Here is a 19082-nt window from a genome sequence, read left to right on the forward strand (position 1 = left end):
TCGCCTTGCAAGGTTCGCAGCCAGGCGACATGAGCGGACCTGTGGCGGGGGCGCTCCCGCCAAGCCGCGCGGGAGGCCGGAAGATCAGGCTTACAGGTTCGGCGCCAGCCAGCTTTCCAGCTGCGCCTTCGGCACGTTGCGGCGCTTCGCCATGTCGTCGAGCTGGTCTTCGTTGATCTTGCCGACCGTGAAGTACTTCGACCGGGGATGGGCGAAATAGAATCCGGCCACGGCGGCACCGGGGAACATGGCGAACGATTCGGTCAGCTCCATGCCGATCTCCTCGGCGCCCGTCACGCGGAACAGGTCGGCTTTCACCGTGTGCTCCGGACAGGCCGGGTAGCCCGGCGCCGGGCGGATGCCGAGGTATTCCTCGCGGATCATCTGTTCGTTGGTCAGGCGCTCGTCCGCCGCATAGCCCCACAGGTCCTTGCGCACGCGCTCGTGCAGGTATTCGGCGAACGCCTCGGCCAGCCGGTCGGCCAGCGACTTCAGCATGATCGACGAGTAATCGTCGTGCGCATCCTCGAAGCGCTTCTCGTACTTTTCGATGCCCAGCCCGGCCGTGACCGCGAACATGCCGATGTAGTCCTTCACGCCCGACGCCTTCGGCGCGATGAAGTCGGCCAGGCACTGGTTGGGGCGCTGCACGCCGTCGATCACCGGTTTCACGCCTTGCTGGCGCAGGCCGTAGTACGTGAACGCCACTTCGCTGCGCGTATCGTCCGTGTAGACCTCGATATCGTCGTCGTTGACGCTGTTGGCGGGCAGCAGCGCCACCGTGCCGTTGGCCGTGAGCCAGCGGCCCTCGATGATGCGCTTGAGCAGCGCCTGGCCTTCCTCGAAGACCTTGGTGGCCGCCTCGCCCACGACTTCGTCGGTGAGGATCGCCGGGAACGGGCCGGCCAGGTCCCAGGTCTGGAAGAACGGGCCCCAGTCGATGTATTGCGCGATCAGGGCCAGGTCGACGTTGCGGAACAGGCGGCGGCCGACGAACTTCGGCTTCACGGGCGCGAAATCGAGCTTCATCCGGTTCGCCCGGGCCGCGGCCAGCGTGACCGTGGGCAGCGCCTTCTTGTTGGCGTGCTGCTCGCGGATACGGGCGTAGTCGGTATCGAGTTCCTGCACATAGCGCTCGCGCGCCTCGGGCGTCAGCAGCGACTGCGCCACGGAGACGGACCGCGACGCGTCCGGCACATACACCACCGGACCGTCGTAGTTGTGGGCGATCTTCACGGCGGTATGCGCGCGGCTCGTGGTGGCGCCGCCGATCAGCAGCGGGATCTTCAGCATGCGGAAGTGTTCGTCGCGCTGCATTTCCTTGGCCACGTGCGCCATCTCTTCGAGCGAAGGCGTGATCAGGCCCGAAAGGCCGATGATGTCGGCATTCTCCACCTTGGCGCGCGCCAGGATCTCGGACGCGGGCACCATCACGCCCATGTTCACCACTTCGAAGTTATTGCATTGCAGGACGACCGAGACGATGTTCTTGCCGATGTCGTGCACGTCGCCCTTCACGGTGGCGATGACGATCTTGCCCTTTGGTTTGGCCACGATGCCGGTGCGTTTTTCCTCGGCGAGCTTTTCTTCCTCGATGTACGGAATCAGGTGGGCGACGGCCTGCTTCATCACGCGGGCCGATTTCACCACCTGCGGCAGGAACATCTTGCCCTGGCCGAACAGGTCGCCGACGATGTTCATGCCGTCCATCAGCGGGCCTTCGATCACGTTGATCGGGCGGCCGCCGCTGTCGAACACCTGCTGGCGCATCTCCTCGGTATCTTCGGTGATCCACTGCGTGATGCCGTGCACCAGCGCGTGCGCCAGGCGCTTTTCCACCGGTGCTTCGCGCCATTCCAGGTTCGCTTCCTGCTGCTTGCCGCCGGCCTTCAGCGTGCCGGCGATTTCGATCATGCGCTCCGTCGCGTCGGGGCGGCGGTTCAGCACCACGTCCTCGACGCGCTCCTTCAGTTCGGCCGGCAGGTCGTCGTATACGCCGACCATGCCCGCGTTGACGATGCCCATCGTCATGCCGGCCTTGATCGCGTGGTACAGGAACACGGTGTGGATCGCCTCGCGCGCCGGGTCGTTGCCGCGGAACGAGAACGACACGTTCGACACGCCGCCGGAAATCTTCGCGTGCGGCAGGTTGTCGCGGATCCAGCGCGTGGCATTGATGAAGTCGACCGCGTAGTTGTTGTGCTCATCGATGCCGGTTGCCACGGCGAAGATGTTCGGGTCGAAGATGATGTCCTCGGCCGGGAAGCCCACTTTTTCCGTCAGCACCTTGTAGGCGCGCTCGCAGATCTCGATCTTGCGCTCGAACGTGTCGGCCTGACCCGTTTCATCGAACGCCATCACGATCACGGCGGCGCCATAACGGCGGCACAGGCGCGCCTGGCGGATGAACTCGGCCTCGCCTTCCTTCATCGAGATCGAGTTGACGATCGACTTGCCCTGCACGCATTTCAGGCCGGCTTCGATGACCGACCATTTCGACGAGTCGATCATGATCGGCACGCGCGAGATGTCCGGTTCGGAAGCGATCAGGTTCAGGAAGCGCGTCATGGCTGCCTGCGAATCCAGCATCGCCTCGTCCATGTTGATGTCGATGACCTGGGCGCCGTTTTCCACCTGCTGGCGCGCGACGGACAGCGCTTCGTCGTATTGCTCGTTCAGGATCATTCGCGCAAACGCCTTCGAACCCGTGACGTTGGTCCGTTCGCCCACGTTGACGAACAGCGAATCGTCGTCGATCGTGAACGGCTCCAGGCCGGACAGGCGCTGCGCGACCGGGATGCGCGGCAGCGCGCGTGGCTTCATGTCCTTGAGCAGGTCGACGATGGCGGCAATGTGGTCCGGCGTGGTGCCGCAGCAGCCGCCGGCCATGTTGATGAAGCCGGCGCCGGCGAATTCCTGCAGCAGGGCCGACGTGTCGGCCGGCAGTTCGTCGAACCCGGTGTCGCTCATCGGGTTGGGCAGGCCGGCGTTCGGATAGATGCACACGAAGGTATCGGCGATCTGCGACAGCTCCTCGGCATAAGGGCGCATCAGCGCCGCGCCGAGTGCGCAGTTCAGGCCGATGGTCAGCGGCCTGGCGTGACGCACCGAGTTCCAGAAGGCCGGCACGGTCTGGCCGGACAGGATGCGGCCCGAAGCATCGGTAACGGTGCCGGAGATCATCAGCGGCAGCCGCTCCTGCGCCGGGTGGTCATCGAAATACTGGTCGATCGCGAACAGCGCCGCCTTGCAGTTCAGCGTGTCGAAGATGGTTTCCACCAGTACCACGTCGATGCCACCCTCGACCAGCGCACCGAGCTGCTCGTAATACGACGCGACCAGCTGGTCGAACGTGACGTTGCGGGCCGCCGGGTCGTTGACGTCCGGCGAGATCGACGCGGTCTTCGGCGTCGGGCCCAGCGCGCCGGCCACGAAGCGCGGCTTGTCCGGCGTGCTGTACTTGTCCACCGCCGCGCGGGCCAGCTTCGCTGCCTGCAGGTTCATCTCGCGCACGAGATGGGCCATGTGGTAGTCGTCCTGCGCGATGCCGGTGGCGCCGAAGGTGTTGGTTTCGATGAGGTCGGCACCGGCCGCCAGGTAGCGCTCGTGGATTTCCTGGATGATGTGCGGCTGCGTGATGTTCAGCAGCTCGTTGTTGCCTTTGACGAACAGCTCGCGCGCGCCACTGTCGGCGGGCGCCGCGAAACTCGCAAAGCGTTCGCCGCGGTATGCCGCTTCATCGAGCTTGTATTGCTGGATGATCGTGCCCATCGCGCCATCGAGGAACATGATGCGGCGCGACAGGATGTCCCGCAGTTGCGCTTCGGTCTGGGAGATGGGGCGGGGCAGGGACACGGGCTGGTTCATTGGCATCGATGGCGAACTGGAAGGGGGTACTGATTATACGGTAAAGTGCGCGGCAAAGCGGCATGGGCGCCCTGCGGCCCGCTCGGGGCACACATGCGAAAACCGCGCCGACCTTCCCACGCAAGGCGCGGGCCGGTCGGCGCGGCGGTATGAACGACGATCGACGAGGTCAGGCGCGCACGGGCATTGCCCCCTTGCGGCGGCGCGCGGTGCCCATCACGACCAGCAGGCCGGTGGCCAGCATGGCCCAGGTGCCTGGCTCGGGTACGGCCAGTACTTGCATTTCCAAGGCGGAATAGGCAGACCACGGGCGACCCTTGCCGATGGCGAACCTGGTCCGCTCATCCCAGAGGTAGGCGTTTTCCGTGTACGAATCCGGCGTGAAGTGATAGTCCAATTCGCGGTCGCCGGAGATGAAGTAATGGCCTTTGCTGACATACCCTTCCGGATCGGTGCTGCCGATGCCGGCAGCAAAATCGAGCGCGCCGCCGATTTTGTACAGGAATTTGTCCGTACCGCATTGGTAGAACTCATTGCTGTCACCAGCGCAGCCGATGTAATCCATTCCATTCAAGAAGAAGGACGTAATTTCGGTCTTGTCGAGATAACCATCATGATTACCATCTTTACCCGTAAAAGAGCCTTTCAGCTTATAGGAATTGGAGAAAATTCCAGTGCTTTGGTCAACGAAACCCGTGTACGAAAAATTCCATGTGGGGACTGCATTGGCGCCGCAGCTGACGGCCAGCAAGGTGGCAAGTACAACAGTTTTTATCATGATACTTCTCAACAAAAAGTGAAGAGGAGTAAACATATTAACTGGCCCGGCTTTGCGATGGAACAAATTCCCGCAGGCTTTGTACCGATACAACGTATTGATTATTCAAAAGATATTTAAATTATCGTGATCAATATATTGGACCAAATGAAGTGGCAACGCGGGGGGCGGGAGCGCGGCAGGCCCGGAAGCAAATGGAGAGCAGATGGCAAAACAGGCCGGCGCTTTCGCACCGGCCTGCATCGTTCACATGGCTGCGGCAGTCGTTATTCGAAACGCAGGCCTTCGAGGGCGAAACCCTTGATGAACTCGGCGGCGGGCAGGCGTTTGCCGCCCGGTTTCTGCAGTTCCGTCAGGCGCAATGCGCCGCTGCCGCAGGCGACCACGATGCCGTGCTGGGCATCGGCGGCGATGACCTGGCCGGCTGGCGCCGCGCTGTCCGCATCCAGCAATTCGGCGCCCCACAGCTTGATCACGGTGCCGTTCACCGTTGCGTGCGCGCCGGGGAAGGGATTGAACGCCCGGATCTTGCGGCCGACATCGCGCGCCGGCAGGGTGAAATCGAGTGCGGCTTCTTCCTTGGCGATCTTGGCGGCATACGTGACACCCGCTTCCGGTTGCGGCACGGCCTCGATCACATCGTGCTCCATCTTGCGCAGCACTTTCACCACCATGTCGGCACCCATGGACGCCAGCCGGTCGTGCAGCGTGGCTGTCGTGTCCTGCGGGCCGATCGGCGTGCGTTCGATCAGCAGCATCGGGCCCGTGTCGAGACCTTCTTCCATCTGCATGATGGTGACGCCCGTTTCATGGTCGCCCGCTTCGATGGCCCGGTGGATCGGCGCGGCGCCGCGCCAGCGCGGCAGCAGCGAACCGTGGATATTGATGCAGGGCTTGATGTCGAGCGTGCTACGCGGCAGGATCAGTCCATAGGCGGCCACCACCATTGCATCGTAGTCGGTGGCGCGCAGCAATGCGTGCGCCGCCTGCGCTTCCTGCGCGCGTTGCGGATCCTTCGCATCCATGCGCAGCGACAGCGGCTGCGCCACGGGAATGCCTTGCGCCACCGCGTATTGCTTGACGGCCGAAGGCTGCAGGTGCAGGCCACGGCCGGCCGGGCGGTCCGGCTGCGTCAGCACCAGGGGAATCTCGAAGCCCGCGGCGTGGATGGCCCGCAGCGCCACGGCTGCGAACTCGGGAGTGCCGGCAAAGACGACCTTCATCGGGCGCCCGGTCAGCGGCGGCCGACGGAGCGCAACTGGCGCTCGCGGTCCATGCCGCGCTCTTCCTTCTGCAGCTTCGTCTTGATGCGGTTGCGCTTGAGCGGCGACAGGTATTCGACGAACACCTTGCCCATCAGGTGATCCATTTCATGCTGGATGCACACGGCCAGCAGGCCATCGGCATCCACCTCGAAGAATTCGCCCTTTTCGTTCTGCGCGCGCACTTTTATCTTGGCCGGACGTTCCACATCGTCGTAGATACCGGGCACCGACAGGCACCCTTCGTCATAGACCTGCTTCTCGTCGCTGGCCCACAGCACCTCGGGATTGATGTAGACAGTCAGCTGGTCTTTCGTTTCGCTGATATCGATGACGATCACGCGCTCGTGCACATCCACCTGCGTGGCGGCCAGGCCGATGCCCGGCGCGTCGTACATTGTCTCGGCCATGTCGGCGACGAGGCGCGCGATGCGTTCGTCGAACTCGGTAACGGGCTTGGCGACCTTGTGCAGGCGCGGGTCGGGATAGCGGAGGATGTTCAGTTTCGACATGGATGATCTGTAAAAAAATGCGGATAACGTAAAACCTGCAGGCTGGCGGCGAAGGGTGCGTGATCGAAATGATCATGCCTCGCAAAAAAGCAACGCCCGAACAAGAGACCGGCACGCATTACGGCGTTGTTCGGCTTGTCCTACGGTTTAGGCTTGTCAATTCAGGGTAAAGTTGGGCAGAATGATTCCGATCGGCAACTTCTTTGTATGCTTGTTTCTTTCACCAACCTCGTGTGAAAAAAATACAAGAAAGTAATACAGGAAGCGTCGAAGAAACACGAACCGGGCGCTTTTCTGCCGAATCAACGGATATATTCAATGAAAAATTTTAGCACAGTCGGCACCCGCCTGTTGGTTGCACTGGCGATTTGCGGAGCGAGCGCGGTGCCAGCCGCGGCACAGGACAGCCGCTGCGAGTTCCGGCCGAACGCGCCCGACCAGCACATCGTTGCCAAGGGCGACACGTTGTGGGACATCGCCGGAGCGTTCCTGCAAAAGCCTTGGTGCTGGCCCCGCGTGTGGGGGATGAACCGGGACGGCATCGCCGATCCGCACTGGATCTATCCCGGGCAGGTCATCTGGTTCGACCGCGCCGCCGGGCGTCTGCGGCTGGGCAGCAGGCTGACTGCCGCCGAGCCGGGTACGGTGAAGCTGTCGCCACGGGAGCGCACCGAAGGCCTGGGCAAGGATGCCATTCCCGCCATTGCGCCCGGTGCGATCGAGCCGTTCCTGGCACAGCCGCTGATCGTCGAGTCGGACGAGTTGAAGGACGCACCGCGCATCGTGGCCACCGCCGGCAACCGGGTCTTCCTCGGCAAGGATGACAAGGCCTACGTGCGCGGCAACCTGAAGGGCGCCACGTCGTTCCAGGTCTTCCGCCCCGGCAAGCCGCTGCGGGACCCGGTCACGAAGGCCGTGGTGGGCCATGAGGCACATTATCTCGGCACGCTGGCTTTGCAGAAAGAAGCCGCACCCGGAGCGGACGTGCACACGTTCGTCGTCACCGGCGCAAGGGAGGAGATGGGCGTGGGCGACCAGCTGATGCGCAGCGAGCCCGTGCCGCTGCAGAACTACGTGCCGCATCCGCCGGCCGTGCCCGTCGATGCGCGCGTGCTGGCCATCTATGATGGCGTGGTGCATGCCGGCCAGCACCACGTGGTCTCGATCAATCGTGGAAAGCTTGACGGGCTCGACGTCGGTGCGACCCTCGAGTTGTACCATGTCGGGCAGACGGTCGCCGACAAGTCGGCCAGCAAAGGCTGGCACAATCTCGGCAATCCGCAGGTCAGGCTGCCGGACGAACAGGTCGGCAGCCTGTTCATCTTCCGCGTGTTCAAGCATGTTTCCTATGGCCTGATCATGCAGGCGACCGAACCGGTAGTGGTCGGCGACGTCGCGAGAACCCCGGAGTGATCCCGCCGTGCAAGCCACGGATTCCCTTTTCCCTGGAGGCGCCGCGCAGTGTGTGGATGCCCTGCTGCCCTGGCTGCGCCTGGCGATGATGCCGGGCCTGCCGCGCCACGCGGCCGCGCGGCTGGTACGCGCTCACGGCACGGCCCAGGCCGTGATCGACGCGGCACGCGAAAACCGCCTTGCCGACGTGGATGCCAGGTTGCCTGTGGCGGCCATCGCCGCGCCGTTCGCGGCGCGCGCCCGCACGGTGGCCGAAGCCACGCTGCACTGGGCCAGCCAGCCCGGCAACCATTTGCTGACGCTGAACGACGCGGCTTATCCGCCGCAACTGAAGGAGATTGCCGATCCGCCGGTGCTGCTGCATGCGCAAGGCGATCTCTCGCTATTGGGTGGATGTCATGCGGGAAGCAATGCAGGCAGGGCGATCGGCATTGTCGGTATCGTCGGCAGCCGCAGCGCCACGCTGCAGGGCAGGGCCAACGCCCGCAACTTCGCACGCGCGCTGTCGGAGGCGGGCTGCACGATCGTGTCGGGCCTTGCGCTCGGCATCGACGCCGCCGCGCACGAGGGCGGCCTGGCCGGTGCCGGATCGACGGTGGCGGTGATGGGTACCGGCATCGACGTGATCTATCCGGGCTCGAATGCGGCACTGGCCGCGCGCATTCGCGATGCCGGTTGCCTGCTCAGCGAATTTGCGCTGGGTACTTCCGCGCGCAAGCAATACTTCCCGATCCGCAACCGCATCATCAGCGGCTTGTCGCGCGGCGTGCTCGTGGTGGAAGCAGCGGAGAAATCCGGCTCGCTGATCACCGCGCGACTTGCCAATGAGCAGGGCCGCGACGTGTTCGCGATTCCCGGTTCGATCCATTCGGCGCTGTCGAAAGGCTGTCACAAGCTGATACGCGATGGCGCCAGACTGGTCGACACCGCGCACGATATCCTCGAAGCATTCGGTATCGGGAACGCAGTGGGCGAGGCGGCGATGCTGGAGGAATTGTCCGAGGCGGCCGACGTGTTGTTAACGGCATTGACGTACGATCCAGTACCCGCCGATGAACTCGCGGCAAGGCTGAAACTCGATCCGGCTGACACTCAGGCAAGTTTGCTTGCACTAGAGTTAGCAGGTGTTGTGGAACGGTTGCCGGGTGGTGTTTTTCAGCGACTGAAACGGTGAAAACCAGAAGTGCGGTCTTGTGCCGCGCCGATTTATGCTGATAGAGTAGCGCCATGTTCGACATCCTTGTTTATCTCTACGAGACTTATTATCGCCCCGATGCATGCCCCGAACCGGCTGCGTTGGCGAAGAAGCTATCCGCTGTCGGTTTCGACGATGTGGAGATTTCCGAGGCGCTGGTCTGGCTCAACGACCTGACCGAAATGGCCGATGAAATGGATGTCGAGCTGGCGTCCACGGGATCGACCGGCACGCGTTTCTATGTCGAACAGGAACAGGATGCCCTGGGCACGCAAGCCATCGGCTTCATCGCATTCCTGGAAAGTGCGCGCGTTCTGTCGCCGCTGCAACGTGAAATCGTCATCGAGCGCGCGCTGGCGCTCGAGGAATCGCCCGTCAACCTGGGCAAGCTGAAGATCATCGTGCTGATGCTGTTGTGGAGTCAGGGCAAGGAGCCGGATGCGCTGATGTTCGACGACCTGTTCGGCTCGGACGAAGAACAGGCCCCCCGTCTCCTGCACTGATTTTCTGCACCGGATTTGCTGTACCAATGCTGCATTGAACCGCGGTATTGAAAGCGGCGCGGGTCACCCGCAAGTTGCGGAGATTCCCGCGATCATTCCTGGAAGTACTTTCGCCGGCCGCCTTTGCGGCCGGATTGCATTGGTGCGCATGCTTGCGGTTTTGCCGCGTGCGCGCTTATGATTGGCCCCTTGACAAAAATGCCCGGGGCGAAAAATCCGGCACGATGCGTGATGCCCATGTATCATGCGCCTGCCGTACCCCGGCCAGGCCAGCCGACGCGCCGCGCGCGACGCAGGCCCCGCAGCAACTGAGCAAAGCAAACCGAGAACAACAATCATGAGCAAAACCCTCATCATCGCCGAGAAGCCTTCTGTCGCGAACGATATCGCGAAGTCGCTTGGCGGCTTCACCAAGCACGATGAGTATTTCGAATCCGAAGAATACGTGCTGTCGTCCGCCGTCGGCCACCTGCTGGAAATCGCCGTGCCCGAAGAGCACGACGTCAAGCGCGGCAAATGGAGCTTCACGCACCTGCCGATGATCCCGCCGTACTTCGCGCTGAATCCCATCGCCAAGACGGAAAGCCGCCTCAAGGTCTTGAACAAGCTGATCAAGCGGAAAGACGTGACCGCGCTGATCAACGCATGCGACGCGGGCCGCGAAGGTGAGCTGATCTTCCGCCTCATCGCGCAGAACGCGAAAGCCAAGCAGCCCGTGAAACGCCTGTGGCTGCAGTCGATGACGCCGAACGCGATCCGCGAAGGCTTTGCGCACTTGCGCAGCGATGAAGAGATGCTGCCGCTGGCCGACGCGGCGCGCTGCCGTTCCGAAGCCGACTGGCTGATCGGCATCAACGGCACCCGCGCGATGACGGCCTTCAATTCGAAAGAGGGCGGCTTCTACCTGACGACCGTGGGCCGCGTGCAGACGCCGACCTTGTCGATCGTTGTCGAGCGCGACGAGAAGATCAAGAAATTCGTGCCGCGCGACTACTGGGAAGTGCGCGCCGAATTCGTGTGTGCCGCCGGCGTCTACGAAGGCCGCTGGCTCGACACGGGTTTCAAGAAGGACGAGAACGATCCCGAGAAGCGCGCCGAGCGCCTGTGGAGCCGTGCCGCCGCCGATTCGATCGCGCTGGCCTGCAAGGGCAAGCCCGGCATCGTCACCGAGGAATCGAAGCCGACCACGTCGATGGCGCCCGCGCTGTTCGACCTGACGAGCCTGCAGCGTGAAGCCAACGGCCGCTTCGGCTTCTCGGCCAAGAACACGCTGGGCCTGGCGCAGGCGCTGTACGAGAAGCACAAGGTGCTCACGTATCCCCGTACCGATTCACGCCACCTGCCCGAAGATTACCTGCCCACCGTGACGTCCACGCTGGAAGTCGTGAAGCAGAATCCGAACTACCACCAGTTCGCCAAGCAGATCCTGGACAAGGGCTGGGTCAAGCCGAACAAGCGCATCTTCGACAACACGAAGATCTCGGATCACTTCGCCATCATCCCCACCGGTATCGCGCCGAAAGGCTTGTCGGAGCCGGAACAGAAGCTGTACGACCTCGTCACGCGCCGCTTCATGGCCGTGTTCTTCCCGGCCGCCGAATTCCAGGTGACCACGCGTTTCACCGAAGTCTCGGGCCACCAGTTCAAGACCGAAGGCAAGGTGATGACGAACCCTGGCTGGCTGGCGGTCTATGGCAAGGACACCACCGACGACAAGGAAGGCGGCGGCAACCTGGTGCCGGTGGCGAAGGGCGAGAAGGTCCACACGGAAAAGGTGAGTCCGAATGCACTCGTGACGAAGCCGCCCGCGCGCTACACGGAAGCAACGCTGCTCTCCGCGATGGAAGGCGCCGGCAAGCTGGTCGACTCGGATGAATTGCGCGATGCGATGGCCGGCAAGGGCCTCGGCACGCCGGCCACGCGCGCGGCGATCATCGAAGGCCTGCTGACGGAGAAATACCTGATCCGCGAAGGCCGCGAACTGATGTCCACCGCGAAGGCATCGCAGTTGATGACGCTGCTGCGCGGCCTGGGCGTGAGCGAACTGACCGCGCCCGAGCTCACCGGCGAGTGGGAACACAAGCTGTCGCAGATGGAAAAGGGCCGTATCTCGCGCGAAGAGTTCATGCGCGAAATCGCGCAGATGACACAGATTATCGTCAAGCGCGCCAAGGAATACAGCAACGACACGATCCCTGGCGAGTATGCGACGCTCGTCACGCCATGCCCGAACTGCAGTGGCGTGGTCAAGGAAAACTATCGCCGTTTCGCGTGCACGAAGTGCGAATTCTCGATGTCGAAAACGCCTGGCAGCCGGCAGTTCGAGATCGCCGAAGTGGAAGAGCTGCTGAAGAACCGCACCATCGGCCCGTTGCAGGGCTTCCGCTCGAAGATGGGCCGGCCGTTCGCCGCGATCCTGCGCATCGTGCGCGACGAGGACATCAACAACTTCAAGCTCGAATTCGACTTCGGCCAGAACGAGGAAGAGGGCGAGGATGGCGAAGGTGTCGACTTCACCGGCCAGACGGCGCTGGGGCCTTGCCCGAAGTGCAGTGGCGGTGTGTACGAGATGGGTCTGGCCTATGTTTGCGAGCACAGCGTGGCAAAGCCGAAGACGTGCGACTTCCGCAGCGGCCGCATCATCCTGCAGCAGGAAATCCTGCCGGAGCAGATGGCCAAGCTGCTGAACGAAGGCAAGACCGACCTGCTGCCGGGATTCGTCTCGCAGCGCACGCGCCGGCCGTTCAAGGCGTTCCTCGTGCGCGGCAAGGACGGCAAGATCAGCTTTGAATTCGAGCCGCGCAAGGAAAAGCCGGCCGCGAAGGGCAAGGCCGCCGTGGTAGCGGATGGCGCCGAAGCCCAGCCGGAAGAGGCGGCAGCGGCGAAGAAGCCGGTGGCGAAGAAGGCTGCTACCAAGACAGCCGCCACCAAGACGGCGGCGGCCAAGAAAGCGCCTGCAAAGAAGGCTGCGGCGAAGAAGGCGGTGGCGACCGAGTAAGCGGATCAGCCGATACGAAAAGGGGCCACATGTGGCCCCTTTTTGTTCGGTGCTCCGCACTGCGGGTCAGTTCCAACTTCCCGCACTGCGAATCAGTTCCAACGTCCCGCACTGCGAGTCAGTTCCAACGTCCCGCACTGCGAATCAGTTCCAACGTCCCGCACTGCGAATCAGTTCCAACGTCCCGCACTGCGAGTCAGTTCTAACGCCCCGCACTGCGGGACGTTAGTCCTTCAGGTCCGCGGGGACCTTGCCGCCGTTGGCGGCCAGCTTGTTCATCACCTGCCGGTGCAGCCAGACATTCATCTTGGCGGAATCGCCGGTATCGCCCGTGTAGTGCAGCTCCTGCGCGAGTTCCTTGCGCGATTGCAGGCTGCTGTCCAGGTCCAGCAGTTTCAGCAGGTCGACAATTGAGGTACGCCAGTTCAGCGTCTCGCCGGCCTGCTGCGCCTTGGCGTTCAGGATCGCTTCCACGTCCACTTCGGACAGGGCGGCCGGCTGTGCCGGCGCGGCTGGCGATTGCGCCGCGGTCGCGGTGGCCGGCGAAGCAGGCGCGGCCTGTGGCTTGGCTGCGGGGGCTGCCGCGGGTGCCGGCGCCGGTGCCTGTTTTTGCTGGGCCACGGCCGGGTGCGACGACGGGAAGATCTTGTGGAAGATATTGCTGAGGATACCCATGTGATGCCTCCTTTAACGGTTGGTCAATTACGGTGCGATTGCGCGATCTTGCCCAGCACGATCGCCAGCGCGGCGCCGCCCAGTGCCTGCACGAGTTGCGGGTGTTCGGCATAGAAGTCGCCGATACGGTCGACGATGCCGGGATTGTGCTGTTCGGCCGTGCTGGCGATTTCTTCGACCTGCTGTGGCGTGATCTTTTCAGCCTGCTCCGGCGTGACCTGCGGCTGGCCGTTCTGGCCGAACAGGTTGCCGATGCCGCCGGCCAGCGCCGTCAGCATGGCTGGGCTGACATTGGCCAGCAGCTGGTTCAGCATGCCGGCCCGCTGCTGCGGGTCGCTGCGGCCGAACAGCTGGCTCACCATCTGTGCGAATGGCGGGGTCTGGTCGGAGCGGAGTGCTTCGGTGACGCCTTGCGCCACCGCGCCGCGCGGCGCCTGTTGTGCCGCCTGCGGAAAATCCTGTTCCGCGCGGGCAGGGTCGATGGCCCCGCCGATGTATTGCTGTAACAGATTACCGAGATCGAATCCCATTGCCGGCTCCTGTGTGAAAGTCAGCTGCCAGCATAGCGCCGGCGCGGGCCCGGGTCTGTTCGCGGCTTAACTATAAAACATCGGTACAAGCGCCGGCGCTGCCGTCGCGGCCGGTGCCGTCATGGCGGAGTCATCTCGACGGCAATCATGTTGTCGCCCGGCTTGCGGTCGATCAGCTTGTTGTCCGGATCGATGCCGGCGCGGGCCGGACGGCCATTCACCACCAGCGTGACCGTGCTCTCGCGGCGGTCGACCAGGCGGCGTTCGCGCAGCAGCGGCTTGCCCTCCCTGTCGTCGATGCCGATGTCGATCAGGTCGGCCAGCGGTGCATCCTTCTCCACGCCGAGCCCGTCGGCACGCAGCTTGGCCGCATGCACCGTCAGGCGCACTTCGTAGCGGCCATCCTTGCGGCGCTGCGCCGTGGCCGCCAGCGCACGGTTGTCATACAGGACGATCGCATTGAACAGGTCGTCGATCAGGTAGGCCTGGGCGGGCGGCACCACGGCGCGCAGGCCGTCCACCAGCGCCGTCACGCTGGGGTATGGATCGCCCCGGTAGGCATATTGCTTCAGCAGGCCGCGCAGCACCCCGTTGACCCGGTCTTCGCCGACGATGTCCTGCAGCTGGTACATCGCCAGGCTGCCCTTGCGGTAATGGATGTAGTCCTGGTCCTCGTTGTCCGCCAGCGGCAGTTCCTTCTTGTTCTCCATCGCGCGGCCATGCAGGTACATGTCGAGGTCGTAGCGCAGGAAGCGGCGCATGCGGTCGGGGCCGAAGGTGCGCTGCATGACCATCAGCGCCGAGTATTCGGACAGCGTTTCGGACAGCACGGTGGCGCCGCGCGTATTGCCGCCCACCAACTGGTGGCCCCACCACTGGTGCGCCAGCTCGTGCGCGGTCACGTAGTAAGGGTAATCGATATCCTTCGGATCGCGGTCGTCCACCTCGGCGATGAAGCCCATGCCTTCCGAAAACGGGATCGTGTTCGGATACGACTGCGCATAGGAGCGGTAGCGGGGGAATTCCACGATGCGCACGATCTTGTGCTGGTAGGGGCCGAAGTTGCGCGTGTAGTAGTCGAGGGCATCCTTGGCACCCTTCGTCATCCGGTCCAGGTTGTATTCATGGCCCGGGTGGTAATAGATCTCGATGCCCACGTCCTGCCACCAGTCGTGCTTGACCACATAGCGCGCCGACTGGAACGAATAGAAGTTCAGGATCGGCTTGTCCATCCGGTAGTGGAACCAGCGGCGGCCATCCTTCGTCCATTCCTTTTCCAGCGTGCCCGGCGCGATCGCGGTCTGGTCGGCATCCGTGCCGATCACGGCATCGAACGTGACCCAGTCGGCATCGCTGCCTAGCATGTTGTCGGCCAGGCCCTTCGGGTCGTCGCGCGGCAGCGCCCGTTCCTGTGCCGGCAGGTCGTGGCGCTTGCGGTCGCGCGGATCGGCCAGTTCGCGGTCGCGCTGGTAGCCGATGTGCGGCAGGATCGTGTTGTTGAAGAAGGTGCCGTTGGCCACCACCGGCGTATCCTTGCCGAGGCCGAGGAAGCCGCCCGGTGCCCAGGCGATGTCGAATTCCAGCGGCAGCGTGGCGCCCGGCGCCAGCGGCTGTGCCAGCACATAGCGGTAGAAGCCCAGCTCGCGGTCGGCCAGCGTGACACGGCTGGCGGTGCCGAAGCGCAGCGCTGTCAGTTCCGCCTGCGGATCGGTGCTGACGTAGATCGTGGCGAGCGGCGTGCCGCCGCGGTTGGCCAGCAGGTAGCGTCCCTTGACCACCAGCCGGCGCTCCCCCGGCATGATTTCCACGCGCACCTTCACGTCCGTGATGCGCGGCTGGGCCGCGTCCGCCATTGCCTTGTACTTGCGCTCGTAATCGGCGCGGTCGGCATCGCGCCGGAATGCGGACTGGAAGTCGTTGGCCACGTTCAGGTTGTAGTAGATGATCGTGCCGGTGCCCGCCATCAGTGCCAGGCCGGCACCGAAGCCGGCCAGCACCGGCAACGTCAGCGCGCGGCGCGCCAGCCGCAGGCGGGTGCGCCATTCGTCGTTGGCGCCGCGCGGCCAGAACACGCGCGTGGCCACCGCCAGCATCAGCGCGGCGCCGGCCCAGTACAGCTGATACCAGTGTTCGCGCGCCAGGTAATGGCCAAACCCGTTCATGTCCGAATAGCGCATCATCGGGGTCGATGCATACAGCACCATCGGGTGATCGTAGCCCATCGTGGGCATCGCGATCGTGGCCGCGTAGTACAGGATCATCACGAAATAGGCCACGTACTTGTGGCCGATCAGCACCTGCATGGCGATCGCCAGCACGGCGAGCAGCGCATAGAACGGCAGCTGCACCGCATACAGGCTATGCAGGTACTGCATCGGCTCCAGATGGAAGTAGCCCCGGAATACCTGGATCGCCATGCCGCACGCCATCACCAGCAACAGCAGCAACGCCTGCAGCGCCACCAGCGCAGTGAGCTTGGAGGCCAGGGGCAGCCAGCCGGGTACCGGCAGCGCATCGAGCATCAGCGCCATCCGGTGCTCCCGCTCCCTCCATACCATCTCGCCCGCATAGAAGGTGGTCACGACCACCATGACCAGCGCGAATGCCTGCGACATCGTCTCGATCACCATGTAGGTAACCGGATAGGTGGTGGTACCCCACATCGAACCCAGTTCCAGTGCGCTGGCGAACATCAGCAGCACGCCGGCCAGCACCAGCACGAAGAAATACACGTTCCTGACCGTTTCGCGCAGGTTCATCCAGCTGAACTGGAACAGCAGCAGCACCAGGCTGCGCGCCTTGAAGTCGGGTGTCTCGGCGGTGCGGGTCGCGGTGGCGGTGATCCGCAGCGGCACGTCGCCTTCGCCGCGCGCCGTGCCGTGGCTGTCGACGGTGCTGGTGAAATGAAAGCGCCAGTAGCCGAGCAGCAGCGCCACCAGCGCGAACGAACACCAGATCGCGCGGTTCAGCAGGTACACGCCTTCGGGCAGCACGAGCCGCGTATTGCGCTCGGCGATCGGCCAGTATTCGGTGAGGCGGATCAGCGCGGCGGTGCCGAAGGGATCGATCAGCGCGGCCAGCGTCTTGTAGTCGAGGTCCCGTGCCAGGCCCGGTGCCACGATGTAGCCGACCAGCATGACGACACTGCCGATGTATACCGGCAGCATGCGTCGCGTCAGCGCCGCCATCACGTAGAAGATGGCGCCGAAGATGAACAGGTTCGGCAGCACGATCAGCGCAAAGGGCAGCAGGTAGGCCTGCGGCACGAAGGGGCCGATGCGCTCCGGGTCCACGCCGGGCAGCCACGTACCGAGCAGGTTGCCGAGCAGGATGCTGGAAAAGATCACCACCAGCACGAGCCAGGCGCCGAGGAAGCGGCCGAACATGTACTCCAACTTCCGGATCGGCGCCGAAAAGAAGAAGTGGTGCATGTCGTATTCGAAATCCTGCTGCACCGCGCGGCCCATCACGGCGGCCACCACGATCACCCCGAGGCAGCCCAGCGCGCTGGTGGTCAGCATGATCGAGCGCGGCGCGTTGATCAGCACCTTGCCGCCGAACGTGACGACCGCCTCCTTGAACACCCCGCCGGCGGCAGCCATCCACAGCATCGCCAGCGCCAGGAACATCAGGAAGTACACCCACGTCGACAGCAGCCGCAGCCGCTGCTTCGCTTCGAATAGCGCGATCTCCAGCATGGCGCCCCTTCAGTCGCACGCGTCGGCCACGTGGCGGCCGGCGATCGTGGCAAAGTACACGTCTTCCAGGTCGCCGATGGCTTCCTCGAAGCCGTCGCCCGGGTCGTCGTCGCTGTAGGCATGGATCAGCGTGCGGCCCGACAGCAGCCGCGTGGAAATGATCGTATGGCGCTGCTGGAAATAGGCCAGCTCGCGCTTGTCGATGAAGCGCGCCCAGATCTTGCAGCTGATGTCGTCGATCAGCTGCTGCGTGGCGCCGGTAAGCAGCAGCCGGCCCTTGTTGATGATCGCCATGTTCGAGCACAGGTCCGCCACGTCGCTCACGATGTGCGTGGAGAGGATCACGGTGCGGTCGTCGCCGATATCGGACAGCAGGTTGTGGAAGCGCACCCGCTCCTGTGGATCGAGGCCGGCGGTGGGCTCGTCGACGATGATCAGCCGTGGATCGCCGAGCAGCGCCTGCGCGATGCCGAAGCGCTGGCGCATGCCGCCGCTGAAGGTCCCCAGCTTCTGGTTGCGTAAGTCGAACAGGTTGGTTTGCTGCAGCAGGCCATCGACTACTTCGCGCCGGCGCGCGCGGTGCGACAAGCCCTTCAGCACGGCGAAGTGATCCAGCAATTCGTAGGCGGTCACTTTCGGGTACAGGCCGAAATCCTGCGGCAGGTAGCCGAGCAGGCGGCGCACTTCATCCTTTTCATCGAGCACGTCGAGATCGCCCAGGAACACGGAGCCGGTATCGCATTCCTGCAGCGTGGCGAGGATGCGCATCAGCGTCGATTTGCCGGCGCCGTTCGGACCCAGCAGGCCGAACATGCCGGTGGGGATGGCGAGCGTGACGTTGTCCAGCGCGACCACGCCGTTGGCATAGGTCTTCGACAGGCTGCGGATGCGTAGTTCCATGCTTACTCCTGGTGAATGTGGCGCGGCATGGGGCGTCGCTGCCATCCGTTCCTCTTGATGGCATTGTATTGAATCGTCGACATAAGGGTTGCTGCCTTGCGATATTCCGCGCATTCCGGGCGCCAGGGTGCGCAAACACGGGATCGGCGGAGGCCTTTACTGTCGATCCTTGGTGTAATCATGACTGTCGAGTCGAAAAATGGCCAAGGGTAGCAAGCGCAACCGTTGGTGACAAGGCGGAAAAAGGTCCAGCATTGCTATATAGTGGCGCCATGAGCCATGAGAACAGCAAACTCGACAGCGCGCTGCAGGAAAAGATCCTGACGGTTACGCGCTGTGGCCTGTCGGCCCGCGAATCCACGGATTTCTTCCGCCTGGCCCTCGGCCTGTGCTACCTGGCCACCCTGATGACAAAGGAAACGCTGGACTTCAAGAAGCTCGACAAGGCATTCAACCGCTTCATCTACCGCTCGATCGGCCCCGGCCACAGCATCACCAGCATCCTGCAATGGATGAGCGGGGAGGGCGTGGTCGAAACGCTCGATTCAGTGCGGTTCCTGCGTGCGTTCGGCGAGTACCTGCCGCACGTGCCGGTCGAATCGATCCCTTTCCTGCTGGGCCTGAACCTGGGCGTGGCCAAGGACTTTTCCGGACTCGACGTGCGCGGCCCCGTGGCCGACTGGATCGAGCGCCAGCGGATTTTGCGGGAAGGCGAATAACGCCGGCCCGGTGCCGCTGGGACGATTTGTCC

The 19082-nt window shown here is 63.6% G+C and carries 13 protein-coding genes; 5 read left to right on the forward strand and 8 right to left on the reverse strand.

The window, feature by feature from the left end; genetic code table 11:
- Window positions 1-90: 90 nt before the first annotated feature.
- From metH to def, 4 genes are all read right to left on the reverse strand, one after another.
- Window positions 91-3867 (reverse strand): methionine synthase, encoded by a 3777-nt coding sequence (gene metH / locus ACY65G_RS12365; RefSeq protein WP_464997659.1) that lies wholly within the window; start codon window positions 3865-3867, stop codon window positions 91-93.
- A gap of 169 nt (window positions 3868-4036) precedes the next feature.
- The gene (locus ACY65G_RS12370) at window positions 4037-4645 is read right to left on the reverse strand and encodes a PEP-CTERM sorting domain-containing protein (RefSeq protein ID WP_464997660.1); all 609 of its coding nucleotides are present in this window, start codon (window positions 4643-4645) and stop codon (window positions 4037-4039) included.
- A gap of 266 nt (window positions 4646-4911) precedes the next feature.
- Window positions 4912-5868: a methionyl-tRNA formyltransferase gene (fmt, locus tag ACY65G_RS12375; RefSeq protein WP_464997661.1), complete on the reverse strand. Its 957-nt coding sequence runs from the start codon at window positions 5866-5868 to the stop codon at window positions 4912-4914.
- An 11-nt stretch (window positions 5869-5879) separates the two neighbouring features.
- A complete protein-coding gene (gene def, locus ACY65G_RS12380) occupies window positions 5880-6419 on the reverse strand; it encodes a peptide deformylase (protein ID WP_464997662.1) in 540 nt (179 codons plus the stop codon).
- A 318-nt stretch (window positions 6420-6737) separates the two neighbouring features.
- Here def and ACY65G_RS12385 point away from each other — a divergent pair, with 318 nt between their 5' ends.
- From ACY65G_RS12385 to ACY65G_RS12400, 4 genes are all read left to right on the forward strand, one after another.
- The gene (locus ACY65G_RS12385; protein ID WP_464997663.1) at window positions 6738-7832 is read left to right on the forward strand and encodes a LysM peptidoglycan-binding domain-containing protein; all 1095 of its coding nucleotides are present in this window, start codon (window positions 6738-6740) and stop codon (window positions 7830-7832) included.
- 85 nt (window positions 7833-7917) lie between these two features.
- Complete coding sequence (gene dprA, locus ACY65G_RS12390) at window positions 7918-9006, forward strand: DNA-processing protein DprA (RefSeq protein WP_464997664.1); 1089 nt, start codon at window positions 7918-7920, stop codon at window positions 9004-9006.
- Between the two features lie 53 nt (window positions 9007-9059).
- On the forward strand, window positions 9060-9530 hold the full coding sequence (locus ACY65G_RS12395; RefSeq protein ID WP_464997665.1) for a Smg family protein: 471 nt from the start codon (window positions 9060-9062) through the stop codon (window positions 9528-9530).
- A 337-nt stretch (window positions 9531-9867) separates the two neighbouring features.
- Entirely contained in the window at window positions 9868-12528 is a 2661-nt protein-coding gene (locus ACY65G_RS12400; RefSeq protein WP_464997666.1) for a DNA topoisomerase III, read from the forward strand.
- A gap of 225 nt (window positions 12529-12753) precedes the next feature.
- Here the strand turns inward: ACY65G_RS12400 and ACY65G_RS12405 are convergent, their stop codons facing one another.
- From ACY65G_RS12405 to ACY65G_RS12420, 4 genes are all read right to left on the reverse strand, one after another.
- Window positions 12754-13203, reverse strand: a complete 450-nt coding sequence (locus tag ACY65G_RS12405; protein ID WP_464997667.1) for a DUF3597 domain-containing protein — start codon at window positions 13201-13203, stop codon at window positions 12754-12756.
- Between the two features lie 23 nt (window positions 13204-13226).
- A complete protein-coding gene (locus ACY65G_RS12410; protein ID WP_464997668.1) occupies window positions 13227-13733 on the reverse strand; it encodes a hypothetical protein in 507 nt (168 codons plus the stop codon).
- A gap of 119 nt (window positions 13734-13852) precedes the next feature.
- The gene (locus ACY65G_RS12415) at window positions 13853-17431 is read right to left on the reverse strand and encodes an ABC transporter permease/M1 family aminopeptidase (RefSeq protein WP_464997669.1); all 3579 of its coding nucleotides are present in this window, start codon (window positions 17429-17431) and stop codon (window positions 13853-13855) included.
- 9 nt (window positions 17432-17440) lie between these two features.
- Window positions 17441-18331 carry an ABC transporter ATP-binding protein gene (locus ACY65G_RS12420; protein ID WP_464997670.1) on the reverse strand — a complete coding sequence of 297 codons (891 nt, stop codon included), beginning with the start codon at window positions 18329-18331 and terminating at the stop codon, window positions 17441-17443.
- A gap of 272 nt (window positions 18332-18603) precedes the next feature.
- Here ACY65G_RS12420 and ACY65G_RS12425 point away from each other — a divergent pair, with 272 nt between their 5' ends.
- Entirely contained in the window at window positions 18604-19050 is a 447-nt protein-coding gene (locus tag ACY65G_RS12425) for a hypothetical protein (RefSeq protein WP_464997671.1), read from the forward strand.
- Window positions 19051-19082 lie beyond the last annotated feature (32 nt).

The sequence above is a fragment of the Pseudoduganella sp. jia 12 genome (genome assembly GCF_055502675.1).